Annotated in this window: 25 protein-coding genes; 7 read left to right on the plus strand and 18 right to left on the minus strand. The window is 67.2% G+C overall.

Annotated features, from left to right (window positions below; all coding sequences use genetic code 11):
• Positions 1-52 precede the first annotated feature (52 nt).
• Entirely contained in the window at positions 53-1,003 is a 951-nt protein-coding gene (locus AC5LXX_RS25295) for a LysR family transcriptional regulator (protein WP_322081510.1), read from the plus strand.
• 39 nt (positions 1,004-1,042) lie between these two features.
• Here the strand turns inward: AC5LXX_RS25295 and AC5LXX_RS25300 are convergent, their stop codons facing one another.
• Positions 1,043-1,414 carry an MAPEG family protein gene (locus AC5LXX_RS25300; RefSeq protein WP_493411435.1) on the minus strand — a complete coding sequence of 124 codons (372 nt, stop codon included), beginning with the start codon at positions 1,412-1,414 and terminating at the stop codon, positions 1,043-1,045.
• A gap of 305 nt (positions 1,415-1,719) precedes the next feature.
• On the opposite strand from AC5LXX_RS25300, the gene alr reads away from it, so the two are divergent.
• Complete coding sequence (gene alr, locus AC5LXX_RS25305; protein WP_493411436.1) at positions 1,720-2,841, plus strand: alanine racemase; 1,122 nt, start codon at positions 1,720-1,722, stop codon at positions 2,839-2,841.
• Positions 2,842-2,934: 93 nt separating this feature from the next.
• On the opposite strand, the gene AC5LXX_RS25310 is transcribed toward alr, so the two are convergent.
• Both AC5LXX_RS25310 and AC5LXX_RS25315 read right to left on the minus strand, forming a co-directional pair.
• Positions 2,935-3,729, minus strand: a complete 795-nt coding sequence (locus AC5LXX_RS25310; protein WP_493411437.1) for an enoyl-CoA hydratase — start codon at positions 3,727-3,729, stop codon at positions 2,935-2,937.
• Between the two features lie 179 nt (positions 3,730-3,908).
• Complete coding sequence (locus AC5LXX_RS25315; protein WP_493411438.1) at positions 3,909-5,339, minus strand: MFS transporter; 1,431 nt, start codon at positions 5,337-5,339, stop codon at positions 3,909-3,911.
• A gap of 136 nt (positions 5,340-5,475) precedes the next feature.
• Here AC5LXX_RS25315 and AC5LXX_RS25320 point away from each other — a divergent pair, with 136 nt between their 5' ends.
• A complete protein-coding gene (locus AC5LXX_RS25320; RefSeq protein WP_493411439.1) occupies positions 5,476-6,357 on the plus strand; it encodes a LysR family transcriptional regulator in 882 nt (293 codons plus the stop codon).
• 12 nt (positions 6,358-6,369) lie between these two features.
• Here the strand turns inward: AC5LXX_RS25320 and AC5LXX_RS25325 are convergent, their stop codons facing one another.
• The 7 genes from AC5LXX_RS25325 to AC5LXX_RS25355 all read right to left on the minus strand — a co-directional run bounded on the left by AC5LXX_RS25325 (position 6,370) and on the right by AC5LXX_RS25355 (position 12,328).
• Complete coding sequence (locus tag AC5LXX_RS25325; protein ID WP_493413412.1) at positions 6,370-6,792, minus strand: DUF3592 domain-containing protein; 423 nt, start codon at positions 6,790-6,792, stop codon at positions 6,370-6,372.
• 46 nt (positions 6,793-6,838) lie between these two features.
• Positions 6,839-7,048, minus strand: coding sequence for a hypothetical protein (locus tag AC5LXX_RS25330; RefSeq protein ID WP_493411440.1), 210 nt, complete (start codon positions 7,046-7,048; stop codon positions 6,839-6,841).
• A gap of 186 nt (positions 7,049-7,234) precedes the next feature.
• Positions 7,235-7,600, minus strand: coding sequence for a response regulator (locus AC5LXX_RS25335; protein WP_124456108.1), 366 nt, complete (start codon positions 7,598-7,600; stop codon positions 7,235-7,237).
• A gap of 29 nt (positions 7,601-7,629) precedes the next feature.
• On the minus strand, positions 7,630-8,589 hold the full coding sequence (locus tag AC5LXX_RS25340; RefSeq protein WP_493411441.1) for a chemotaxis protein CheX: 960 nt from the start codon (positions 8,587-8,589) through the stop codon (positions 7,630-7,632).
• 22 nt (positions 8,590-8,611) lie between these two features.
• Positions 8,612-9,193, minus strand: coding sequence for a hypothetical protein (locus AC5LXX_RS25345; RefSeq protein ID WP_493411442.1), 582 nt, complete (start codon positions 9,191-9,193; stop codon positions 8,612-8,614).
• Positions 9,190-9,918 (minus strand): methyl-accepting chemotaxis protein, encoded by a 729-nt coding sequence (locus tag AC5LXX_RS25350; RefSeq protein WP_493413413.1) that lies wholly within the window; start codon positions 9,916-9,918, stop codon positions 9,190-9,192. Before AC5LXX_RS25350 ends, AC5LXX_RS25345 begins: the two co-directional genes overlap by 4 nt.
• A 22-nt stretch (positions 9,919-9,940) precedes the next feature.
• On the minus strand, positions 9,941-12,328 hold the full coding sequence (locus AC5LXX_RS25355; protein ID WP_493411443.1) for an MCP four helix bundle domain-containing protein: 2,388 nt from the start codon (positions 12,326-12,328) through the stop codon (positions 9,941-9,943).
• 96 nt (positions 12,329-12,424) lie between these two features.
• Here AC5LXX_RS25355 and AC5LXX_RS25360 point away from each other — a divergent pair, with 96 nt between their 5' ends.
• Together AC5LXX_RS25360 and AC5LXX_RS25365 are read left to right on the plus strand one after the other, a co-directional pair.
• Positions 12,425-12,613, plus strand: coding sequence for a hypothetical protein (locus tag AC5LXX_RS25360; RefSeq protein WP_493411444.1), 189 nt, complete (start codon positions 12,425-12,427; stop codon positions 12,611-12,613).
• A gap of 237 nt (positions 12,614-12,850) precedes the next feature.
• On the plus strand, positions 12,851-13,534 hold the full coding sequence (locus AC5LXX_RS25365) for an alpha/beta hydrolase (protein WP_493411445.1): 684 nt from the start codon (positions 12,851-12,853) through the stop codon (positions 13,532-13,534).
• A 53-nt stretch (positions 13,535-13,587) separates the two neighbouring features.
• Here the strand turns inward: AC5LXX_RS25365 and AC5LXX_RS25370 are convergent, their stop codons facing one another.
• Together AC5LXX_RS25370 and AC5LXX_RS25375 are read right to left on the minus strand one after the other, a co-directional pair.
• Positions 13,588-15,093, minus strand: a complete 1,506-nt coding sequence (locus tag AC5LXX_RS25370; RefSeq protein WP_493411446.1) for an amino acid permease — start codon at positions 15,091-15,093, stop codon at positions 13,588-13,590.
• Positions 15,094-15,170: 77 nt separating this feature from the next.
• Positions 15,171-16,577, minus strand: coding sequence for an aspartate ammonia-lyase (locus tag AC5LXX_RS25375; RefSeq protein ID WP_493411447.1), 1,407 nt, complete (start codon positions 16,575-16,577; stop codon positions 15,171-15,173).
• Between the two features lie 142 nt (positions 16,578-16,719).
• Between AC5LXX_RS25375 and AC5LXX_RS25380 the strand changes: the two genes are divergently transcribed.
• Complete coding sequence (locus AC5LXX_RS25380) at positions 16,720-17,694, plus strand: LysR family transcriptional regulator (protein WP_493411448.1); 975 nt, start codon at positions 16,720-16,722, stop codon at positions 17,692-17,694.
• 61 nt (positions 17,695-17,755) lie between these two features.
• Here AC5LXX_RS25380 and AC5LXX_RS25385 read toward each other — a convergent pair whose 3' ends face one another.
• A complete protein-coding gene (locus AC5LXX_RS25385) occupies positions 17,756-18,817 on the minus strand; it encodes an asparaginase (protein ID WP_124456100.1) in 1,062 nt (353 codons plus the stop codon).
• A gap of 321 nt (positions 18,818-19,138) precedes the next feature.
• Here AC5LXX_RS25385 and AC5LXX_RS25390 point away from each other — a divergent pair, with 321 nt between their 5' ends.
• On the plus strand, positions 19,139-21,364 hold the full coding sequence (locus AC5LXX_RS25390) for a TonB-dependent receptor (RefSeq protein ID WP_493411449.1): 2,226 nt from the start codon (positions 19,139-19,141) through the stop codon (positions 21,362-21,364).
• A 45-nt stretch (positions 21,365-21,409) separates the two neighbouring features.
• Here the strand turns inward: AC5LXX_RS25390 and AC5LXX_RS25395 are convergent, their stop codons facing one another.
• From AC5LXX_RS25395 to AC5LXX_RS25415, 5 genes are all read right to left on the minus strand, one after another.
• Positions 21,410-21,553: a hypothetical protein gene (locus AC5LXX_RS25395; protein ID WP_493413456.1), complete on the minus strand. Its 144-nt coding sequence runs from the start codon at positions 21,551-21,553 to the stop codon at positions 21,410-21,412.
• Positions 21,550-21,873 (minus strand): hypothetical protein, encoded by a 324-nt coding sequence (locus AC5LXX_RS25400; RefSeq protein WP_124456098.1) that lies wholly within the window; start codon positions 21,871-21,873, stop codon positions 21,550-21,552. The genes AC5LXX_RS25395 and AC5LXX_RS25400 overlap by 4 nt, the downstream gene beginning before the upstream one ends.
• Positions 21,874-21,988: 115 nt before the next feature.
• Positions 21,989-23,011, minus strand: a complete 1,023-nt coding sequence (locus tag AC5LXX_RS25405) for a DUF2891 domain-containing protein (protein WP_493411450.1) — start codon at positions 23,009-23,011, stop codon at positions 21,989-21,991.
• A gap of 12 nt (positions 23,012-23,023) precedes the next feature.
• Entirely contained in the window at positions 23,024-23,974 is a 951-nt protein-coding gene (locus tag AC5LXX_RS25410; RefSeq protein WP_493411451.1) for a DUF979 domain-containing protein, read from the minus strand.
• Positions 23,971-24,660: a DUF969 domain-containing protein gene (locus AC5LXX_RS25415; RefSeq protein WP_493411452.1), complete on the minus strand. Its 690-nt coding sequence runs from the start codon at positions 24,658-24,660 to the stop codon at positions 23,971-23,973. Before AC5LXX_RS25415 ends, AC5LXX_RS25410 begins: the two co-directional genes overlap by 4 nt.
• Positions 24,661-24,852: the final 192 nt, after the last annotated feature.

The raw sequence follows: 24,852 nt of genomic DNA on the forward strand, positions 1-24,852 counted from the left end.
CGCGGCAAAAGATGATTTTTCAACGGGTGTTGAGTCAACTACAATACCCGCCATGTCGCACCTTCCTCCCCTTAGCGCGCTGCGTGCTTTCGAGGCGGCCGTCCGCCTCGGCGGGTTCGCGCGCGCGGCGGTCGAGCTGAACGTGTCGACCAGCGCGGTCAGTCACCAGATCCGCTCGCTCGAAGAATCGCTGGGCGCAAGGCTGCTCGAACGCAGCACGGGGCTCGGCGGCATCAGCCTCACACCGGCCGGTACACGCCTGCTGCCGGCCGTCAGCGACGCGCTGTCGCGCCTGACCGACGCCTGTGCCGAGATTCGCGGCACCGCGCAACGGCTGACCGTGTCCGCCAACGCACCGTTTTCGTCGATGTGGCTCGCGCGCCGTCTTGCGGAATTCTCTTCACTGCATCCCGACACCCCGCTGCATGCGATCGTGCTCGACGACGAGCCGGATTTCGCACGCAGCGGCGTCGACCTGGCGATCGTGCACGTGCCCGCGCACCGGCTGCAGGCCGACGACGACGTACTGATGCGGGAGACCGTGTTTCCGGTGTGCAGCCCCGAACTGTTTCCGTACGCATCGGGGTACGTATGCCGCTCGCGGCTGCTGCAGGAGATGCACGAGGACAGCCCCGAGATCGACTGGCGCAACTGGGCGGTGCACTTCGGCTTGCCGGACGACTTCGAGACGAAGATCGTGCGTTACAGCAGCTTCAGCCAGGTGATCGGCGCGGCGCTCGGCGGTGCCGGCATCGCACTCGGCCGCGTGCCGCTGATCGAACCCGAGCTGCGCAGCGGGCGCCTGGTGCCGCTCGTGCCGGGCCTCGCACGCGATGCGTCGTGGCGTTTCGTGCTGCGCCGCCATCCATCGACGCGGCACCGGCTGCTCGATCCGTTGATCGCGTTCCTGCGCAGTGAAGCGGAAGCACCGCCGTTCGTCGCGAAGCGGGTTGCGCCCGCATCCAACGACAGTCACGCACGGGGCGCGGGCGGCGCGTCGTAGCGCCGGCATTCGCGGCCGGCGCCCCTGCTCACCGGCCGCTTACGGCGCGGCGAAGAACAGCGCGACGACGCACGCCATCCCGCCAGTCCACACGAGCGAACGCAGCGACGCCCAGTTCAGCAGGTACATCAGCGCATAGACGACACGGATGGCGACGAACGCCATCGCGAGCTGGTCGACGCGATGCACGTTCGCGCCGTTGTGCCACGCCACCACCAGCGCGGCCGTGAACAGCGCCAACGCTTCCCATGAATTCTGATGCACGGCCTGCGCGCGGGCGCGCCAGCCTTCGAGCTTCGCCAGATAATCGCGCGGCGTACGGTTGTCGTAACCCTTGCGGGCCTTGGCCAGGAACGTCATCGGGAACGGCAACAGCGCCGCGATGAACAGGCACAGCTGGGACGTCGTCATCCAAGTCTCCTCCGTTATCATTACATTGATCAATGACAAGATCGCCGAGAGCTTAGCATCGCTTCACGTGGTTCGCGCACCGGTTTTCTAGATGGGAGACTCGGCCGCCGCACAGGCCATGGGCAGCCGCGGGCGATCCGCTTGATCGCCAAAATTTCCACCAAATCGTCGATAAATACGTTAATTAAAACTGGTCGAACACCAATAAGATAGCGCTCAACACTGGCCTGACGCACTATCGCGCCAGACCGCCGTTTCTATCCGCGCCGCCGCGCGCCGCACGACATCCGACCCGAGCCATCACCATGCCCCGTCCCATCGTCGCCTATATCCGCCCTGACGCTGTCCGCCACAACCTCGACTTCATCCGCCGCACCGCCGCGCAATCGCGCGTGTGGGCCGTGATCAAGGCCAACGCGTACGGCCACGGCATCGACAGGATCTACCCGGGCCTCGCGGACGCCGACGGCATCGCGCTGCTCGATCTCGACGAAGCCGTGCGCGTGCGCGAACTCGGCTGGGACAAGCCCGTGCTGCTGCTCGAAGGGATCTTCGAGCCGGCCGACGTCGAACTGGCCGATCGCCATCGGCTGACGGTCAGCGTGCATTGCGACGAACAGCTCGACCTGCTGATCGCCGCGAAGCCGCAACAGCCGATCGACATTCAGCTCAAGATGAACTCCGGGATGAACCGGCTCGGCTATCGGCCCGCCGTGTTCCGTGCGGCATGGGAACGCGCGGCGAGCGCGCCGTCGATCGGCAAGATCACGCTGATGATGCATTTCGCGAACGCCGACGAAGGCGAAGTCGACTGGCAGCTCGACCAGTTCGATGCGACCACGGCAGGGATTCCGGGCGAGCGCTCGGTATCGAATTCGGCGGCCGTGCTGTGGCATCCGCGCGCGCACCGCGACTGGGTGCGGCCCGGCACGATCCTGTACGGTGCGTCGCCGACGGGCGCGTCACGCCATATCGCCGACACGCCGCTCGCAGCCGCGATGACGCTGACGAGCAAGCTCATCGGCGTGCAGACGCTCGCGCCTGACGAAACGGTCGGCTATGGCCGCCGCTTCACGGCCGACCAGCCGATGCGGATCGGCGTCGTCGCGTGCGGCTATGCGGACGGCTATCCGCGCCACGCGCCGACCGGCACGCCGATCGCGGTGGACGGCGTGATGACGCGCATCGTCGGCCGCGTGTCGATGGACATGCTGACCGTCGACCTGACGCCGTGCCCGAACGCGGGTATCGGATCGAGCGTCGAGCTGTGGGGCGACCAGGTGAAGGTGGACGATGTCGCGCAAGCCAGCGGCACGATCGGCTACGAGCTGATGTGCGCGCTCGCGCCGCGCGTGCCGGTGGTCATCGTGCCGCCGGGCGCGTCGACCGTGCAGCCGGCGCTGCGCACGGGCAGCTACGGGCGCTGATCGGCGTCGATGCACGTGCCGCTTTGGTTGCGGGCCGCCTCGGGCGGCCCGTTTGCTGTCCGGCGAACCGGAGCGTGAGTCGACGGGAACGCGCTACGAACGCCACATCGGCTTGCGCTTCTCGAGAAACGCGTCGATCCCCTCGCCCGCATCCTCCTCCATCATGTTGCGCGCCATCACGTCGCCCGCATACGCATAGGCTTCGTCGAGCGGCAACTCGCGCTGGCGATAGAACATCTGCTTGCCATATCGCACCGCGGCCGGGCTCTTCGCGACGATCTCCACGACCTTGCGCGCGACGGCCGCATCGAGCGCGTCCTCGGGCACGGCTTCGTTGACGAGCCCCCACGCGGCGGCCGTCGCCGCATCGACGAAGCGGCCGGTCACCAGCATGTCGAACGCGCGCTTGGCCGCGACGTTGCGGCTCAACGCGACGGCCGGCGTCGAGCAGAACAGCCCGACGTTGATGCCCGACACCGCGAAGCGCGCGGTATCGGCCGCGATCGCGAGGTCGCACGCGGCGACGAGCTGGCAGCCGGCCGCCGTCGCGATGCCGTGCACGCGCGCGATCACCGGCACCGGCAATGCGCGCATCGCGAGCATCACGCGGCTGCACTGCGCGAACAGCGTGCGGTAGTAGTCGAGTTCAGGCTTGCCGCGCATCTGGCGCAAGTCGTGGCCGGCGCAGAAAGCCTTGCCTTCGGCGGCCAGCACGACGCAACGCACATGCGGATCGGCAGCCAGCGTATCGAGCGCGTCGTGCAGGCTCGTGAGCATCGCTTCGGACAACGCGTTGAACTGCTGCGGGCGGTTCAACCTCAGCGTGACGACACCGTCGTGTGCGTCGCGCAGCAGGATCGGCTCGGCAGTCTCTTGATCGGGTTCCATGGTGTTTCGCTCGACGGGGTTCGGCAGGATTCGATGCGGCGCGACCGGACGAAAATCATGTCCGTCCGTGCGCGGCATCGTGACGAAATGGTCCTCCACATTCCGCACGACGTCCAGCCGCGGCGCCGCATGCGTGCCGGCCCGCCAGCCACCGCGCAACGCGCGATGCCGCTCGCCCGTCAACGGCGCCCTCGTGCGGCTTCCGCGCGGCCTGCCGTCCTCGCGGCCAGCGCGGCAATCGCGTAGGCGACACACCCGAGCGCCGCGACCGCCCACAGCGCGTCGGTCAGGTCCGGCAACAGTATCGTCGCGGCGCCAGCGATGGCCACGCCAAGCAGGCTGCCGGCCTGCCGCGCCGCGTTGAGGAAGCCGGATGCCACGCCCGCCGCGTCGGCGGGCACCTGTTCGAGCACCGTCGCGATCATCGGCGCCACCGACAGCGCGGTCCCGGTGCCGAATGCGGCCATGGCCGTCCAGACCACCGGCCACGGCGCATGCAGCGCGAGCGCAATCGCGATCGCCGGAATGGCCAGCGCGGCCAGCGCGAGGCCGTTCGCCATCAGCGTGACCGGACGAACGCGGCCATGCAGCTTTCCAGACAGCAGATTGCCGAGCGACAGACTCAGCGCGAACGGCAACAGCGTCAGCCCGATCTGCCGCGCGCTCATGCCGAAGCGCCCGTGCAGGTACAGGCTCAGCACGAACAGCAGCCCGAAGTAGCCGACATAGACGAGGCTCCCCATCAGGTTCATCGCGACGAAGACGCGATTGCGAAACCACGCGAGCGGCACCATCGGATAGCGGGCACGCCGCTCGACGACGACCAGCACCACGGCAGCAAGCGCGGCGATCAGCAACGCGGCACGGACCTCCGTGGCGCCTGCACCGCGCGTCGGCAATTCGATCACCGCGAAACACAGCGCACCAAGCGCCGCCGCACCGACGCACTGGCCGGCCCAGTCGAAGTGGCGCACATCCCGCGCGATCGATGCCCGAACGAGCGCGGCCGCACCGGCAAAGGCGACAGCACCGGTCGGCACGTTGATCAGGAACGCGCTGCGCCAGCCGAAATCGTCGACCAGGATGCCGCCCAGCACCGGCCCGACGGCGACCGCGACCGACGCGATGCCGGCCCAGACCGCGATCGCCCGCGCCCGCTCGGCCGGCACGTCGAAGGTGCTGCGCACGATCGCGAGCGACGCGGGCAGGAAGAGCGCGGCACCCATGCCTTGCGCGAAGCGCGCGACCACGAGGACGGCCACCGACGACGCGACGCCGCACGCGGCCGATGCGCCGACGAACGACGCCAGCCCCGCGAGATACACGTGCTTTGCACCGAACCGGTCGGACAGCGCGCCACCCGCGAGGATCAGCGCGGCGAAGCTGAGCGTGTAGGCGTCGACGATCCACGCGAGCTCGGCGACCGTCGCGCCGAGGCTCGTGCGCATCGCGGGCAGCGCCACGTTGACGATCGTCGAATCGAGGACGGCCATGAACATCCCGATCGCGACGAGCGCCAGCGTCAGACGCTGCTCGCGCGCCGTCGCGCGGCTCGGGGCCGCCAGCGCGACGGGGGAAACGGGGGCGGAGACGGATTGGCAATCGGACATGACACCTCCAGGCTGATGCCGGAAGTCTAGGAACGGTATGCGATGCAGAAAAGTGGTAATTTCGCATTTATCTGATGCATATTTGCATCATCGCTTCCCGTCCGCCGCCGCCCGCCCGATGACACAATCAATCCGCATGAACTGGGACAACGCCCGCTTCTTCCTTGCGCTGGCGCGCACCGGCACGCTGCGCGGCGCCGCGGCGCAGCTGAATGTCGACCAGGCGACGGTCGGACGCCGGATCGCCGCGCTCGAAGACGAACTCTCGGCCCGGCTGTTTCTCCGCACCCCGTCCCTCTATGTGCTGACGACCGCCGGCGAAGCACTGCTCGAACCGGCCGAAACGATGGAGCGCGCATCGCTCACGATCGAGCGCCGCGTGATGGGGCTCGACGAGCAGCTGGCCGGGTCCGTGCGCATCGCGACGACCGACACGCTCGGCAAGCGCTTCGTCGTGCCCGCGATCGCCAACTTGCGGCGCAGGCATGCCGGCATCGACGTCGTGTGCGTGACGTCAGCGCAAATCACCAACCTCACGCGCCGCGAAGCGGATCTCGCGATCCGCACGTTGCGGCCGGAATCGCCGGACCTGATCGCCAGGCGGCTCGGGCATCTCGAAACGGGCATCTACGCCTCGCGCCGCTACCTGGCCGAGCGCGGCGAACCGGTCGCGGGCAGCGCGTTCGACGGACACGATCTGGTGATGTACCAGCAGCCGGTGGTGCCCTCGATGTGGGACGCGCTGTGCGGCGAGCCGACGTCGCGCGGCCGCGTGATGTTCCAGACGTCGTCGACGATGATGCTGGTGGAAGCCGCGCTGGCGGGGCTGGGCGTCGCGGAGCTGCCGTGCTTCCGCGCAGATACCGAGCCGGAACTGGTACGGCTCATGCCGCAGCGCTGCAATCATTTCGACGTGTGGCTCGTCGCCCATGCCGACCTCTACAAGACCGCGCGCGTGCAGGCCGTGATCGAAGCCGTCGTCGACGAATTCGCGACGGCGGCGACGGCCGCCCGGTAGCGGGCCGGTGCGTCAGCGCGCGGCCGGCCGGCGCCCGCTGCGCCACATGCGCACGCCGGTCCACAGGTGCCCGATGCCCGCGCCGAAAAACACGGCGCCCATCACACCGAAGCTCAGCACGTCGCCCCAGATCGCACCGAACGTATTCAGCCGCGCGGTCATCTCGGGCGCGTCCGGCGCGTAGCGGACCTCGACCGTCGCGCCGTCCGGCTCGCTGACCGCACCGCCCTGCGGGTACTCGACATGCTCGCCCGCGAGCGTCGTGAACGCGATCTCAGGGTGATGCGGGCCCGCATTGAGCTTGACGACGCGGCCCGGCACGACGACCGACGTCCGCAGGAATTCGAGCGTCGACTGCGCATACAGCGCGACGCCGATCAGCAGACCCGCGCCGATCAAGGTAAAAAAGATGCCTTTCACGAACAGCATCTCCATGCGCCGCGCCGTCGCGCGGCCGGATTCTGGCACGCTCCCGCTCATGTCAGGGACGCGACTGATAGAACGACACGTCGATCTTCGACTGTGTCTTGCAGCGGTACATCACGCCGCGCCCCGTTTCGTCGGTCACGCCTTCGTACGAGCCGTTGCAGCCCGTGACCTTGTATTGCGCGAACGGAATGCGCTTGCCGTCCTTCGGCCGGACCAGCGCCGGGATGCGCGCGAGCGCGGTCCGGTCGATTGTGAATTTCATGGGAAGGTGTCCCGTTCCTGATTGTTGTGGATGCCGGGCGTGACACGCAGGCACGCCGCCCTCGGCATCGGGCAGGATACGGACATCGCCGCGCGCTGTAAATTGCGCGCGCCGTCGGCTACGCCATGTCGCCACCCGCCGCTCGCGACGCGCGCGATCGACGGGCCCGTCATGGTCCGCTGCGCGTCAGCCCGCGAGCTTCTTCAGCGCGTCGAGCACCGCGTCGCCCTTGAACGGCTTCACGATCCAGCCCTTCACGCCGGCCGCCTTGCCGCGCTCCTTCATCGCCGGGCTGCTTTCCGTCGTCAGCATCACGACGTTGACCGCCGTGTTCGCCAGTTCGCCGCGGATCTTCTCGACCATCGTCAGGCCGTCCATGTTCGGCATGTTCACGTCGCTGATCACGAGGCGCACGCCGGGCGTCGCCTTGAGCTTCGCGAGCCCGTCCTTGCCGTCGACGGCCGTCGCGACGTCGAGCCCGTTGTTGCGCAGGAAGCCCGCGACTTCGTCGCGCACCGTGCCCGAATCGTCGACCACCAGAATCTTTGCCATGTCGTATTCCCCTTTCCTTGTTGCTGAATTCAAAACAGTTCGAGTTCGCCCGATTCGACCATCGGCCCGACGTCCTGCACCGATTCGCGGAAATCCTCCTGCGACCAGCTCAGGCTGAACACGAAACGCTGGTCGAGGCAGACGGAGCGTCCCGAAGCCGGGTCGGTCATCCGGTACTTGAAGCAGAGCTGCGGACAGTCGCCGCCGAACGAGATGAACTTCTGCTTGTGATTGACGACGAGCGGTACCTGCACCGGATGGCGCGCCAGTGCCTCGGCGTCGCCGAGATAGCGGTTCTTGAACGCGCCCCACACGAGGTTCGTCAGCTCGCCGAGCACGCTGTTCACGTCGCGGAAATCCGGCGCGCGGCCGCCCTCGCGCGTGCCGCCGAGCATGTCGAGCAGCGGCTGCTCGCTCGTCTGCAGCAGCATGTAGCCGCGGCACCACGCGCTTTCGAGCGCGATCAGGCTGAACACTTCGCCGAAGATGATCTGGTCGCGAACGATGCACGGCGTCTCGTGCTCGATCGTCATCCCCGGGAACAGGCTGTCGATGCGCGCCTCGGTGATCTCCGAGATGCCGCGCACGAGCGCGTTCGGATAGTCGCGGCCGAACAGGTATTCGTCGATCGCACGCGCGAGCGGCGTCATGTCGTCCGCGACGTAGGCCGCGCATGCGACGCGCGCGAGCGCATCGGGCAGCCCGTCGCGCGACGCGAGCGATTCGCGGCGCAGGATGATCGGCAGCTCGGGGCGCAGCGCATCGATCTGCGTCGCGATGATCGCGCTCTCGGCCGGCGAGCCGCCGTAATCCTCGGCCAGCAGGATCGCACCGAGGTCGATGTTCGAGCGCAGCACCTTCAGCAGCCGGCTGCGCCGCACGGTCAGGCCGACCAGGTTGTGCTCGTCGCAGAAGCGCTTGATCGCCTCGGCATGTGCGCGGCTGTCGTCGAGGACGAGCACCTTGCTGACGGGTTGGTCTTCGGTCATCTCATGGATTCCTGATGGTCGGTCAGAACAGTTCGAGCTCGCCGCCGGTGTCCACGGCGGCCGTTTCCGGCACATGGAAATCGACCGGCGCGTTCGCGCACACGCACAGCGTCGCGCCGACCCGCACATCGCCGTCGAGCGTCAGGTCGTACGCGGCCACGTGATCGGGTGCGAGCGCCGGCAGGTAGTCGATGCTCGCGCCGCTCAGCAGGGTCGGCGTCGACATCCCGAGATCGGGAAACGGCGCGGTCAGCGCCTGGTTGATCGCGCCGCAGCACAGGTTCGCGACTTCCATGAATGCCTCGGGAAGCGGCCGCTGGCTGCCGGTGCCGGCACTCGCGCCGGCGAAACGGCGGCGCGTCGCGTCATCGTCGCTGAAGCGCAGTGCGAGCAGCAGGCGGAAATGCAGCGCCGAGATCGTCAGCACCGCGACATGCTCGGGCACCTTCGGCATCGACCGCGACCGCGCATGCGAGCGATCGTGCCCGCCATGTTCTTGGCCGGCGGACGGCCGGATGTCGCACGCGCCGCCGGACGCGAGCCGCGTGCGCGCCGCGTCGAAGAAGATCCGCTCGAAGCCGGCCTTCGCCTGCGCGCTGATCACGCCGCCTCTCCTTCGATGCGTGCGTGCAGTTGCCCGGCCAGCGTCTCGACGGTCGCGAGCGCGGCCGTGATCATCTTGCCGCCGGCCTGGATGTCCTGGAACGTCGCGGCCGTCACGAGATCGTTGCGGTTCAGGCTGTCGCGATAGCTGTTCGACAATTGCTGCGAGCGCGCGGCCAGCCCGCGCACCTCGCTCGCGACGATCGAGAAGCCGCGCCCGGCCGACCCCGCGCGGGCGGCCTCGATCGACGCGTTCAGCGACACGATCGACACGTGCGCGACGATCGCCGACAGCTCCTGGTTCTTCACGCGCATGTCCTGGTTCTGCGTGGTTAGCGAGATCATCTGCTCGTGCCAGCGCTCGAACGTGCCGGCGAGGCCGCGCAGGCGCGCCGCTTCGTCGGCGATCTTCATCGCGTGCTGCGCGAGCGCCGCGCGATCGGCCGACAACGTCTGCAGCGCATCGCGCTGTGTGCCGGCCGCGGACGCCTCGCGCGCCAGCGCCTCCTCGAGCTGCGCCTCACGTTGCGCCCAGGCGTCGGCCGCCGCCGCATGCGCGGACGCCGCCTCTTTCGCGCGTGCGGCGGCTGCGGCGAGCGCGCCGCGCAACGTGTCCGCGTCGCGCGCCATCGCCGCGACGAGCCGCCGGCGCGTCACGAGAAACACGACCGCCGCCACCGCCGCGACGACCGCACCGCCCGCCAGCGCGGCGGCCACCTGAATCATCCACGCCTGCACGATCACTTCGTCACTCCGCCGCGCCGATATCCGCGATGCGGGCACGCTGCTCGTGCGCGGCGCCGTCGACGGCACCGTCCGCCGCGAAGCGCGCCGGCAGCGTCACGATCGTCTCGAACGTGCGATACGGCGCACCGGCGCGATCGTCGGTGAAACGCAGCGCGATATTGCCGCCGTCGCGTTTCAGGAAATTGCGCACCGCGTCCATGCCGACGCCGCGGCCCGACACTTCGGTCACCGCTTGCGCGGTCGAGAAGCCCGGCCGGAAGATCAGCTCGGCGACATCCTCGTCGGACAGCGCCGCTTCGTTGCCCGCCTCGATCCAGCCGCGCTCGTGCGCGATGCGGCGAATCCGGTCGAGCGCGAGGCCGCGGCCGTCGTCGCCGAGCACGAACCACAGCTCGCCGCCGCCCACACCGACCGCGATGTCGATCGTGCCGGACGCCGCCTTGCCGGCCGCACGCCGCTCTTCCGACGATTCGATGCCGTGGTCGATCGAATTGCGCAGCAGGTGCATGAACACGTTCTTCAGCGTCGCGACGATCTCGCTGCGCACGCGATGGCCGTGGCTGTCGATATGCACGACGGGCGCCGGCTTGCCGAGTTCGGCCGCGAGCGACGGCAGCGATTCGATCACGCCGCCGAGCGCGTCGCCGATCCCCTGCGTGCCGAGCTGGCTCAGCATGCGGCGCACGGCATCGCGTGCCGCGTGCCAGTCGGACACATTCGCCGGGTCGGCGCCGTCGAGCACGCGCAGGCTTTCGCTGATATGCGCACGTTCGACCATCAGGAAGTCGGCGCCATTCTGCGCCGGCTCGCCGCTGCGGCCGAGCGTGACCGCGTTGATCGTCGCGTAGTGGTCGACGGCTTCGCGTACGCGCGCCAGGTCGTCCATCAGCGCGTCGCGGTTCCACTCGGGGCCGCCGTCCGCACGACGCAGCGATTCGTACGCCTGCTCCGCTTCGTGGACGATGTTCGTCAGGTGCTGCAGGCTGTACGTGCGTGCATTGCCCTTGATCGTGTGCATGTTGCGGAACAGCGCCGCGACGATCGAGTGATCGACGCGCTCGTGCTGGCGGATCATCCGCTCGTTCTCGCTGAGGAAGCCCTTCGCGCTGTGCACGAAGTCGTGGAACTTGTCCTGGCTGATGGACAGGATCTCGCCGATCATCTCGAGGCGGCGCTGCTGCTCGCCGGCCTGCGCGGTCAGCTCGCGGATCTCGGTCACGTCGCGCACGCACAGCATCAGGCGCACGACCGTGTCGGTCTCGTCGGTGATCGCCGACCAGCTCAGGTCGAGCCACTTCTCGCGGCCATCCGGCATCCGCTTCGCGACTTCGTTGACGAGCAGGTGCTCGTTGAATTCGAAGTTCATGCTGTCTTCGCCGAGACACGCGTGCACGGCTGCATCGACCTGCGAACGCGCGTCGGCGCCGATCGCCGAATCGTCGAACACGAGCGCCATCAGGTCGCGGCCGGCGATGTCGTTCGTCTCGAAGATGGTTTCGAGGTATGCCGAATATTCCGCATGCACGACACCGCCCTCGACCACGGTCAGGATGCCCTGCTGCATGTTCTGCAGCATCGCCTGGATGTCGGCCGTCTTCTGCTTGAGCTGCGCGGCGTTCTCCTGAATCTTCTCGATCATCCCGTTGAACGCGACGATCGAATGGCCGATTTCGTCCATCCGGCCCACCGGCACGCGGCGCGTGAAATCCTGGCTCGTCGCGATCTCGCTCATCGCCGTCTGCATCCCGATCAGCGGGCGCGTGATCTGGCGATACAGCACGAAGCCGAGGGCGGTCAGCAGCACGATCACCGTGCCGGCGACACCCGCGATCGCGGTCGCCGTCGTGGCGAGCATCCCGTTCAGCGCGCTGATCGCGTCGTCCTTCTGGCGGTTCTTCTCGACGCGCAGCGTGTCGACGATACTCTCGAGTTCGTCGCGATACTGCGCGACGTTCGCGAACAGGTAGGCCTGCGCCATCTCGGCCTTGCCGTCCGCCTTCATCTTCACGGTGTCGTCGATCGCCGCGAAATAGTTCGCGACGCTGTCCTTCGCCTGCGCGACGAGGCCTTCCTGCGCGCGGCCGACCGCCGATTTGGCCTGCACGTCGAGTGCGGCGCGCAGCGCGGCCTGCTTCGCCTTCAGCTCGTCGCGCGCCTGCGCGGCGGTGTTCGCGTCGGGCGCGTAGACGAGCGTCATCGTCGCGATCTGGATGTTCTTCACATCGGCGACGAGGTCGGCCGACGCGAGCGCGCTCGGCACGATGCCCTGGGTGACCTGACGCACCTCGGACGCGCTCTTGCGTGTCTGGTACACGGCATAGATGCCGATCGCGGACAGCGCGAAGAACGTCAGGACGACTAGCAGCGTAATGCGATGACGGATGGTCATGAGTACAGCTCCCCGCAGCGATCCGGCTTCGATCGCCCTTTGGTCTATTGAAAGAATGTGAGCGCCGAATTATCGGGGATGGTGTATGACTGTCCGATGACCGAAAATCAATCGGTCATTGACAAAAATGAAATGAATAATTGCGGTGGAAAAACCCTAAAGTTTTTCGTGGATTGGCCGTTAACTTCAAGCTGCCAAGGCTGGCGCGGCTGCGGAGATTGCAGGATCGGCAAAACAGCGGATATTCATTGTTTTATTCATGATCCGCAAAATCAGTTTTATTGAATGCCAGTAAAACGTTTGCTCATTATCTGCGAGCTGGTTTGTTTTGGCATCTTTTTATAATCGATGCGGCGCAGGCGCACAAACTTCGGATTGCACGTCGCCCGCGCGAGCGTTCCGGCCCCGATGCACGCGATCGGATTCATTCCCGCCAGGAAACAATCAATCGCCATCCGGCGATTCACCTCCCCGCCAGCACGCTCTAGACTGTCGCATCGTTCCCCTTTCCGGACCCACGCGATGACCGACGTCCTGCCGCTGACCACCGATCCCGATTCGGGCCTCCAGTACCGGCTGCGCCCGGCTGCCGGCCGCCCCGCTGCGCGCCTGTTGCTGCTGCACGGCGTCGGCGGCAACGAAACCAACCTGATGAACGTGGCCGACGCGATCGATCCGCGCATCGAAATCGCGTTCCTGCGCGGGCCGCTCACGTTCGGGCCCAATCAGCATGCGTGGTTTCCGGTGCGCTTCGGCCCGAACGGCCCCGAAATCGATGCGGCCCGCGCGGACGCCAGCCGCGTGCAGCTGATCGCGCTGCTGCGCGCGTTCCGTGCGCAGGACGGCGCGGATTCCGCGCTCCCGACCGTGATCGCCGGCTTCAGCCAGGGCGGCATCATGAGCGCCGGCGTCGGCCTCACGTCACCGGAAGACGTGAGCGCGTTCGCCATGCTGTGCGGGCGCATTCTGCCGGAAATCGATCCGCTGATCGCGCCGCGCGATGCGCTTCGTCCGCTCCATGCGCTGATCGTCCACGGCCGCTTCGACGACAAGCTGCCCGTCGCCTGGGCCGACACGGCCGACGCGAAGCTCACGGCGCTCGGCGTCGCACACGATACGCGGCTGTACGCGGCCGGGCACGAACTGACTGCGGAAATGGCCGGCGATTTCGCCCGCTGGGTCGGCGAGCGCACCGGGTTGAACTGACCGCACCGGAGGCGCCGGCCCGACAAACGGACCGACGCCCCCGGCGCATAACGTCACGCGTTGCGTGCGGGATCGGCAACGACACGCGCAGAGGCAGGCGCTGCAACCGCCCGCTCGCGCTCGGCACCGCGCTTCGCGAGCTTCCAGCCGACCACCAGCGCGAGCACGACCACCGGAATCATCGCGATCGTCCACGTGCCGCCCGGATAGTCGAACGCCATCAGCACCAGCACGCCGACGAGGAACGCGAGCGTGAGCCACGACGTGAACGGCGCGCCGGGCATCCGGAACGACACGTCCTTCAGCTCGCCGCGATTGACCTTGCGGCGGAACAGGATCTGGCACATCACGATGAAGCCCCACGTCGTGATGATCCCGAGCGACGCCATGTTCAGCACGATCTCGAATGCCTGCGCCGGGACGATGTAGTTCAGCGGCACGCCGATCGCATTGATCGCGACCGTGATCAGGATCCCGCCATACGGCACGCCGCGCGCATTCATCCGCGACACGAAGCGCGGCGCCGAGCCGCCCATCGCGAGCGAACGCAACACGCGCCCGGTCGAATAGAGGCCGGAATTCAGGCTCGACAGCGCGGCCGTCAGCACCACGACGTTCATCACGGTACCGACGTACGGCACGCCGAGCTTGCTGAAGAACGTGACGAACGGGCTTTCGTGCGAGCTGTACGCGGTCCACGGCAGCAGCATCGTCAACAGCACGACCGAGCCGACGTAGAACAGCGCGATGCGCCACATCACGCTGTTGATCGCCTTCGGCAGCACCTTGCGCGCATCGGCGGTCTCGCCCGCCGCGACGCCGACGAGCTCGATGCTCGCGTACGCGAACACGACGCCCTGCACGATCAGCACGGCCGGCAGGATGCCGTGCGGAAAGATCCCGCCGTGATCCGCCACGAGATGCAGACCCGGCATCTGGCCGGCGACCGGATGGCCGCTCGCGAGAAACACCGCGCCGACCGCGAGGAACACCGCGAGCGTGCCGACCTTGACGAGCGAGAACCAGAACTCCATCTCGCCGAATACCTTCACGCCGATCATGTTCATGACCGACACGATCCCGAGTGCGCCGAGCGCGAACACCCATTGCGGCACGTCGGTGAACACGGCCCAGTACTTCATGTAGATCGCGACCGCGGTGATGTCGACGATGCCGGTCGTCGCCCAGTTCAGGTAGTACATCCAGCCGGCGACGAACGATGCGCGCTCGCCCATGAATTCCCGTGCGTACGACACGAAGCTGCCGCTGGTCGGCCGGTGCATCACGAGTTCGCCGAGCGCGCGCATGATCAGGAACGCGAACACGCCGCACACGAGATACACGAGCGCCAGTGCGGGCCCCGCGCTTTGCAGGCGCCCGCCCGCGCCGAGAAAGAGGCCCGTGCCGATCGCGCCGCCCATGGCGATCATCTGCACGTGCCGCGGCTTCAACTGTTTCGCATAACCGGCTTCGTGCGACGCGAACATCGCATCGGGATCGGCATGGCGGGAATCCGCGCCGCCGGCCGGACCGGCCGGGCGCTCGCTGGGGTGTTTCATCGTGAGTCTCCGTTGTTTGTCGATATGTCGCGCCCCGCTCGGGGGCGCTTTCGGTACGGCCGCGAGCGCGGCCGGTGTCAGAACACGCGCGGGCGGATCAGCGCTTCGGGCTGCAGCGCTTCGTCGAGTTGCGCGGCGGTCATCAGTTCGCGTTCCAGCACGACCTCGCGAATCGATTTGCCGGTTGCGTGCGCTTCGGCGGCGACGTCGGTCGCACGCTTGTAGCCGATGTACGGATTCAATGCGGTGGCGAGCGCAACCGAGCGCTCCATGGTTTCGCGCAGCCGCTCGGGATTCGCGGTGATGCCGCTCACGCAGCGCTGCTCGAGCGTCGTGCACGCGGCCGTCAGATGGCTGAAGCTGCGGAACAGCGCGCTGGCGATCACCGGCTCGAACGCGTTGAGCTGAAGCTGCCCGGCCTCGGCCGCGAAGGTCACGGTCAGGTCGTTGCCGAACACCTCGAACGCGACCTGGTTGACGACTTCCGGAATCACCGGATTCACCTTGCCGGGCATGATCGACGAGCCGGCCTGCACGGGCGGCAGGTTGATCTCGCCGAACCCGGCGCGCGGGCCGCTCGACAGCAGTCGCAGGTCGTTGCAGATCTTCGACAGCTTGACGGCGATCCGCTTGAGCACGCCCGACACCTGCACGAACGCGCCGCAATCCTGCGTCGCCTCGATCAGGTTCGGCGCGGTGCTCAGGTCGAGCCCGGTGATGCGCCGCAGCGCGGCCAGCGCCTTCTCCGCGTACTCCGGATGCGCGGTGATCCCCGTGCCGATCGCGGTCGCACCGAGATTGATCTCGCGAATCAGCCAGCCGGCTTCCTGAAGCCGCGCGATGTCTTCCGTCAGCATCACCGCGTAGGTCGAGAATTCCTGGCCGAGCGTCATCGGCACCGCGTCCTGCAACTGCGTGCGGCCGAGCTTCAGCAGGCCGGCGAACGCGTCGGCCCGTTCGGCGAATGCATCGCGCAGCCGCGCCATCGCTTCGAGCAGGTGCTCGACCGCGAAGCACGTCGCGACGCGGATCGCGGTCGGATAGACGTCGTTGGTGCTCTGCGCGAGATTGACGTGCTCGTTCGGGTGCAGGTATTCGTACTGCCCGCGCGCATGCCCCATGATCTCGAGTGCGCGGTTGCAGATCACCTCGTTCGCGTTCATGTTGGTCGACGTGCCGGCGCCGCCCTGGATGATGTCGACGACGAACTGGTCGTGCAGGCGCCCTTCGCGGATCTCGACGCACGCGGCGGCGATCGCATCGCGATACGGCCGCGGCAGCAGCCCGAGCTCGCAGTTGGCGTCGGCCGCCGCTTCCTTCACGGCCGCGAGCGCCATCACGAGGTACGGCAGCGACGCAATGGTGCGGCCCGTGATGTCGAAATTCTCTTTCGCGCGCTGCGTATGGACACCGTAATAGGCGTCTGCCGGAATACTTCGCTTACCTAAAAGATCCGCTTCGACGCGGAAGCCGTGTTCTGTCATCGTGCCCTCCTGAATGTCTCGTGCCGCCGTCGTCCACCGCTTCCCGACGCAACGGGTTCGCAATTCTATGCCTTTGCAAAAACAAGCTCGCTTCTGTATTATCGAAAGCGGTTTTGCGTGGGACGCAACAGCGAGAATCAAAATGAAAAAAGGCGCGAGAGAAACCGGCGTCGATCACCTGGGCGCGATGCGTGCGTTCGTGAGAGTGGTCGAAACGGGGAGTTTTTCGGCAGTCGCGAAGGAGATGCACGTGTCGACGTCGACCGTCGCGCGCAAGGTCACGGCAATCGAGGAGGCCCTCGGCGTCGCGCTGCTGCACCGGTCGACGCACAGCGTGACGCTCACCGAAGCAGGTCACATCTATCTGGAGCGAGCGGTCACGCTGATCGCCGATCTCGACGACACGCTGCGCGTCGTCGCCGAGCTGAATGCGCAACCGAGCGGCCCGCTGAAGCTCACCGCGCCGGTCGCGTTCGGCCGCCGTCATCTCGCGCCGCTGGTCCCGCCGTTTCTCGCGCGCTATCCGACGATCCAGCTCGACGTGCGGCTCACCGACAACCACAACGACCTCGTGGCCGGCGGCTTCGATCTCGACATCCACGAAGGCGAGAACTACCTGGATAACCTGGTCGTCCACCGGCTGTCGCGCAACGACAGCATCCTGTGCGCGACGCCCGGCTATCTCGACCGCTGCGGACGCCCGGCGTCACCCGACGACCTGAAGCACCACAACTGCCTGCGCTACGTGCATCCGGAAGGCGATCCGCGCTGGGAATTCGTGAACGGCGACGCGCGGCACAGCGTGCTGCCGGCCGGCAATCTCGTCACCGATCATTCGGAGCTGCTGCTCGAAGCGACCTGCGCGGGGCTCGGCATCGCGGAGTTCGAGATCTGGCTCGTGCGCGACCTGCTCGCGAGCGGCCGGCTCGAAGCCGTGTTGCCGCGCTACCGGCTGCAGAACCGGCTGACGGGCGACTACATCTACATCGCGTATCTGGCGAACCGGCGCAGCTCGGCGAAGCTGCGCGTGCTGAAGGATTTTCTCGCGGAGCACCTCGCGCATATCGGCGAGCTGTCGGAACTCGAACTCGCAAAGATCCGCGGCGCACGCGCGTAGCGCGCGGCCCGGATCGCGGGCCGCGCGCCGGTGCGCCGGTGCGCTGGTGCGCCGGTGGCGCTCAGGCCGCCTGCAATTCGAACGGGAACGTGGCGTGCCCGAACTCGACGCCCTGCGTGTTGAGCATCCGCGGCCGGTGGAAGCCGGCCAGTTGCGCGCGCTGCGCGGCCGTGCCGATCTGCAGCCGCTCGAGGACTTCGCTGACGACCATGTAGAGCACGTCCAGATTGCCGTCCTCGATCTTCACCGAGATACCGAGCGCGCCGTCCGCACCGAGCTGCCGCGTGCGTTCCGACGCGCGCACGCCGATCCCGTAGCACGCATCGGCGCCGAGCTTGCCGACCACCTGCCCGTCGAACGCGTTCATCAGCACCGTGCAGTAGCGCCCGTCGCCGGCAACGAGTTCCGGATGGGCCGTCATCGCACGATGAATGCGCGCCAGCGCACGGACGCGATCAGTGATCGCGCCGCCTGCCTCCACCGCATCGGCACCGTCGGCCAGCGACGCGTAAAGGCGCGCGAGGCGATCCAGCGAAAACGCCGGCGTCGGCAGGTTGCACCCGTCGATGCCCCAGTCGACTTCGTCGTCGCGCAACCCGCATGCATCGGCCACCACATGCTTCACGCGCACCTGCATCGGATGGTCGGGCAGATGGTAGTCGGCGATCGCCGCGCCGATCGCCTGCGCGCCGGCCAGCATCCCCACATGCTTGCCCGAACAATTGCTGCACACGCCGGTCGGCGTGTAGTCGCGCTTGATCCACGACCGGTACACCGCATCGGACAGCGGCGGATGGCCGCCGCAACGCAGGTCCGATTCGTGTGCGGCGACCTTCGCGAGCATCGCCCGCGTGCGTTCGATGTGGCGGTCCTCGCTGCTGTGCGACGCGCACATCAGCGCGATGTCCGCATCGTCGAAGCCGAAGCGCTCGGGCGCGCCCGTCTCGATCACCGACAGCGCCTGCGCCGGCTTGGCTGCCGACCGCGCCAGCGTCATCCGGAACGGATCGCCGAACCGGGCCAGCAACCTGCCGCGTGCATCGACCACCGCCACATGAGCGACGTGCGTGTTCTCGATCGCGTTGCCACGGTACGTGACGACCGCTGCGCGTTGGATGTCCATCGTGTTTTGTCTCCTTGCTCGGGGCCTGACTGCCGGGGCCCGTCCAACCGGTACGGCAGTGTAGCGAGTCGCCGCCGCCGCGCGCCGGCCAGGCGATGGAAAGCGGTGTTGCACACGGCGCAAAGGCAATCGCCCCCACGAAAACCTGACTGGATTAGTACAAAAACCATTCAATCGTTTACATATTTAATACTAATCCGTACAATTGCGGTCGCAAACGCGAATCATACGCATTTGCATTGCCGTTCTCCGATGTTTCAGGCTGTGCTGCCCGCATCGCGAAAACGCGCCCGATCACCGAACCCTCCGCTGCTTCCCGATATGCCTGCCCAGTTCAAGACGAGGCCTCGCGCCCTCGTGTCGGCGCTGACCTGCTCCGTTTTCCTGACGCCGCTGCTCGCTTCCGCCGCTACTGCTCCCGCCACCGTTCCCGCCCCTGCCGCCGACATCCCGGCGACGCTGCCGACGATCGAGGTCCAGTCGTCGGCGCTGTCGGACATGCAGGTGAAGCGCTCGCCGTCGTACAAGTTCACCGCGCCGCTGCTCGACACGCCGCGCTCGGTCACCGTGATTCCCGAGCAGCTGATCAAGGAAAAGAACGTCACGTCGTTCGCGGACGCGCTGCGCTCGGTGCCCGGCATCACGTTCCTCGGCGGCGACGCGGCCGCGAACCCGTCGGCCGACCGTCCGGTGATCCGCGGCTTCGAATCGCGCAACTCGATCTTCGTCGACGGGATGCGCGACTCGGGGCTGCAGAACCGCGAGACGTTCGCGGTCGAGCAGATCAGCGTGATCAAGGGCCCCGATTCGGTCTACGCGGGCCGCGGCTCGGTGGGCGGCAGCATCGACATCGTCACGAAGACGCCGAAGAACGACAACTTCATCAACAGCAGCATCGGCTTCGGCACCGACGGCTACAAGCGCGCGACGGTCGACGCGAACCGCAAGATCAATGACACGACGGCCGTGCGCCTGAACGTGATGGGTCACGACGCGAACCAGGCCGGCCGCAACGACGTGTACAACAAGCGCTGGGGCGTCGCGCCGTCGATCGTGTTCGGGCTGAACACGCCGACCACGGTCACGGTCAGCTACTACCACATAAACTCGTACGACATGCCGGACTTCAGCGTGCCGTTCCGCGCGTCGGGCGGCACGCCGGTGCCGACCGATCGCGGGCAGTTCTTCGGGCTGAACACGCGCGATTACCGCTACGGGCAGACCGACACCGGCGAAGTGCGCATCGAGCACAAGATCAACGACGACTGGAAGCTGAAGAACACGACGATGTTCGGCCGCTCGACGCTCGACTACGTGGCGACGAATCCGCAGATCCTCGCGTCGAACCCGAACCTGCTGGGCCTGCAGGCGAAGAGCGGCAAGTACGCGCTCAACGGCTTCTCGAACCAGACCGAAGTCACCGGCAGCGCCAGCCTGTTCGGCATGAAGCACACGATGACGGCCGGCGTCGAGTTCAGCCATGAACAGGCGCGCTACGAGGGCTATCTCGTGTCGGATTCCGCCGGCAACAACATCCGCTCGGGCGGCCCATGCTCGGTGGCCGGCAACTGCACGCCGCTCGCCGGCGGCTGGAACCCGAACATGCCGTGGACCGGCAGCATCGTGCTGAACGGCGACAAGGCCTTCCCCGGCGCGACGACGAACACGCGCACCGACACGGTATCCGCGTACATTTTCGACACGGTGAAACTGTCCGAGCGCTGGCAGTTCAACACGGGACTGCGTTTCGACCGTTACGACACGACTGGCAAGCAGGCCGGCGTCGCCGACCTGTCGAACACGTCGAACCTGTTCAGCTATCAGTTCGGCCTCGTGTTCAAGCCGGTGACCAACGTGAGCCTGTACGCGTCGTACGGCACGTCGTCGAATCCGCCGGGTTCGAACGGCGGCCTCGGCGGCGGCACCGACCAGATCACCGCGACGAACCAGGACCTCGCGCCCGAGCGCTCGCGCAACATCGAGATCGGCGCGAAGTGGGACGTGCTGCAGGATCAGCTGTCGTTGACGTCGGCCCTGTTCCAGACCGAAAAGACCAACGCGCGCGTGAGCGACGGCCTCGGTCACACGGTCAACGCGGGCAAGCAGCGCGTGCGCGGTTTCGAATTCGGCTTCGCGGGCAACCTGACGCCGAAGTGGCACGTGTTCGGCGGCTACTCGTACCTGAACGCGATCACGACCGACGCCGGCCCCGGCAGCCCGGGCGCATCGGGCCTGCCGATGGTGATGGTGCCGAAGCACAACTTCACGCTGTGGACGAGCTACGACGTGATGCCGAAGCTCACGCTCGGCGCGGGTGCGACGGTGATGAGCCAGACCTATGCGTCGGTGTCGGCGACGACCAGGAAGTGGACGCCCGGCTATGCACGCTTCGACGCGGCCGCGACGTGGCGCGTGAACAAGACGATGGACGTGCAGCTCAACGTGCAGAACCTGTTCGACAAGAAGTATTACGCGAGCGCGTACCCGATCTACGCGACGTGGGCGCCGGGCCGTTCGGCGATGGTCACGCTCAACTTCTATCAGTAACGCCCAGGGCGGCGGGAGGGCGTGACACGCCCTTCCCCGCTTCGCTCACCACGGCAGCGAATGCGTCTTCACGTTCGTGAAGCGCTTCATCGCTTGCTGCATGCCTTTCTTGTACCCGAGCCCCGAATCCTTCACGCCGTCGAACGGCGTCGGTTGGCCTGGGACGGTCGCGTGCACTCGGTCGTTCACGCGAGGTGGTAGCGCAGCCAGAAAGTTTCTCGGCACGCGTTGTCGAACGTCAGCCGCGACGGGCTGATCGGCTGCGCATCGGGATGGTGGAGCACGTCGTAGTCGATCCAGCATTCCGCGCACAGCAGGTCGGACGGTGCGCGGTCCTGCTCGACCGAGCGGCGCACGATCGCGCCGTTGTCGAAGCGGTATTCGGTTTCGGCACGCGTGACCTCGACATCGTCGTCGGTCCAGCGGTCGTGCGACGTAGCATGCGACACGATCTGCACCGGGCCGGCGAGCCCGTGGATCGCGGCAACGTAGGAAATCAGCTTGTCCATGGCGAGGCGGCGAACTGGCGGATGGCCGTTTCGTGCAACGCATGCTGCGCGAAACGGCCCGAGCGGCGAGTATAGCCGCGCGCCGAAGACCTTGCCGCCGGCGGGGTTTCGCGCGCTACGCGTCCAGCGCGAGCAGCGCGAACGTCGCGAGCCAGTGCTCGCCCATGTAGTCGCCCGCCACGTGCGCGAGCGCGCTCGCGAGATGCCGGTCGGCCGCGTCGAGCAGCTTCGCGCGCCGCGCATCGCCTTCCGGCAGCGCGCCGGCCAGCGCACGCTGGCACCACGCACGGCTCAGGTTCAGCCCGTCGAGGTGCGCGATCTTGCCGTCGCTGCGGTCGCTGACCGTCGCCGGCTCGAACAGCGTCGCCGGCTCGCCGCGCGCGAGATCGGGCAGGAAGCGTGCGAACCAGCCGTCGAATTCGGCCGCGGGCAGCACGCGCCGCATCAGCTCGGCTTCCATCAGTGCAGGCGACAGGAATTCGTCGCCCGACGGCTCCCACGCCTGGCACGCGACGTCGTTCAGGTGCCAGCGCTTCGCGGTATCGACGATCAGCGCCGCGAGCCCGTCGCGCTGCGTGTCGCGCGCGAAGTCGAGCGTGAGCGCCAGCGCGAACGCAGTGTTGAAATGCGTGCCCACGCGCAGCGGATAGGTCGCTTTCGGCAGGAAGGTTTCGAAACGCGACACGAACAGCTCGGTGAGCGGCGCCATCGTCTTCGCCCAGCGCGCGGCCTGCGGCAGCGCGCCCTTCAGCGCGAGCCGCTCGAGTTGCGCGGATAACGCGAGCAGCCACGCCCAGCCGTAGGGCCGCTCGAAGCCGCTGTTGTGCGGCAGCGCGAGATACGCGCGCTCGCCGGCGACGTTCGCATCGGTGAAGTGCGCATCGACGGTCGCGACGATGCGCTCGGCTTCCGGCAACGCCGGGTAGCGTTCGAGCACGCGCAGCACGAGCCAGTAGCCGTGCACGCACGAGTGCCAGTCGTAGCTGCCGTAGAAGATCGGATGCAGCGCGCGCGGCCCCTGCACGTCGTGCGGGCCTTCGAGCGAATGCGTGAGCTTGTTCGGATATTCGCGGGTCAGGTGCGCGAGCGCGAGCGATGCGAATTTCGAGGCGAGTTCGGGGGTGAGTCGGTCGGTCATGTGCGTCTCTCGTCAGAAGCGGAATGCGAACGCATACATCAGCAGCGTGTTCACGGCGAGCAGCAGCAAGGCTGTCGGCCACTGCGTCTTGATCACGCCGTTCTTGTCCTTCAGTTCGAGCAGCGCCGCCGGCACGATGTTGAAGTTCGCGGCCATCGGCGTCATCAGCGTACCGCAGAAGCCGCTCAGCATCCCGATCGCGCCGACGATCGCCGGGTTGCCGTGGAACTGGTGGACGATCAGCGGCAGGCCGATGCCGGCCGTCATCACCGGAAACGCGGCGAAGCCGTTGCCCATGATCATCGTGAACAGCGCCATTCCGACGGTGTACGCCGCCACCACCGCGAACGGCGAATCGATCGGCACCCAGTCCCTCACGAGCCCCGACACCACGCCGCCGACGCCCGCGACCGCGAACAGCGCGCCGAGCGCCGCGAGCATCTGCGGCAGGATCGCGGCCCAGCCGACCGCGTCCATCGTGTGGCGTGCTTCCTTCAGCGCATGCACGGGCGAATCGCGCAGCATCGCGAGCGCGACGACGAACGCGACGATCGTGCCGAGCACGAGCGAGATCAGCGTCACGCTCTTCGCTTCGACGAACGGCACGTGCTTCAGCGCGAACGTGCCGATCAGCGTGACGAGCGGAATCAGCAGCGCGGGCAGGAACAGCCGGTTGCCAAAGCGCTGCGCGAGCGTCTCGCGCCGCACGGCCGCCGCTTCGCCCGCTTCGTCGGACTTGCCGCGCCCGAGCTTGCCGGAGCCCGCGATCACCGCGAGCGCGATCGCGAGGCAGCCCGTCACGAAATGCGGCAGCAGCGCGCCGAACAGGAACGTGGCCGCGTAGATCGCCCAGAATGCGAAATTGAAGACGCGGCGCGGGTTCGTGCGGTCCGTCAGGTTGAAGTAGGCGAACGCGGCGAACATCAGCCCCGCGAGCGTGTACAGCGATTCGAGGCCGATCATCGCGCGCCCTCCTGCTTCACCAGGCCGAAGCCGCGCGTCAGCCGGCGGTCGAGCAGCGCGAGGCGCGTGCAGTGGATCAGCAGCGCGGCGATCGCGGTCGGGATCGCCCACACCGACAGTTGCAGCGGCTCGATCGAGATCCCGTTCTGTTCGAGAAAGCCCTTGATCAGCAGGATCGACTGGATCGCGATAAAGATGTCTTCGCCGAAGAACACGGCGACGTTGTCGGCGCCCGACGCATGCGCGCGGATCTGCTGGCGCACCGCCTCGGGCAGCTCGCCGTGCCGGCTGACGGCGGCGGCTTCGGCCATCGGCGCGATCAGCGGCCGCACCATCTGCGCGTGGCCGCCGAGCGACGTGAGGCCGAGCGCGGCCGTGGCCTGGCGCAGCACGAAGTACAGCATCAGCACGCGGCCCGTGGTGGCCGCCTGCACGCGCGAGATCATCCTCTTCGCCTGCTCCTTGAGCCCGTTGCGCTCGAGCAGCGCGATCACCGGCAGCGTCAGCCAGATCAGCCCCATGTAGCGGTTTTCGGTAAACGCCTTGCCGAACGCGCTGACGATGTCGACGAGATTCAGCCCGCCCGCGAGCCCCGTCGCGAGCCCCGCGATCGTGACCACCAGCAGCGCGTTGAAGCGCAGCGCGAAACCGATCACGACGATCGGCACCCCAATCAGCACCAGCATTTCCCCTCCTTGTGTCTCGACGCGCGGCACGCCCGCCGCGCGCTGCCGGCCCGGTTTGCATCGGACTCGGACGGCGAAATCTAACACGAGACTTTATCGATAAAAAGTCGACAATTTACTGCTCCGGGTAAACGTTGAAGCGTGCGGATACCGTGCCCCGGCCGTGTGTCGACGGTGTTTCATCGGAGGAAA

It is taken from the genome of Burkholderia torrens (genome assembly GCF_984668525.1).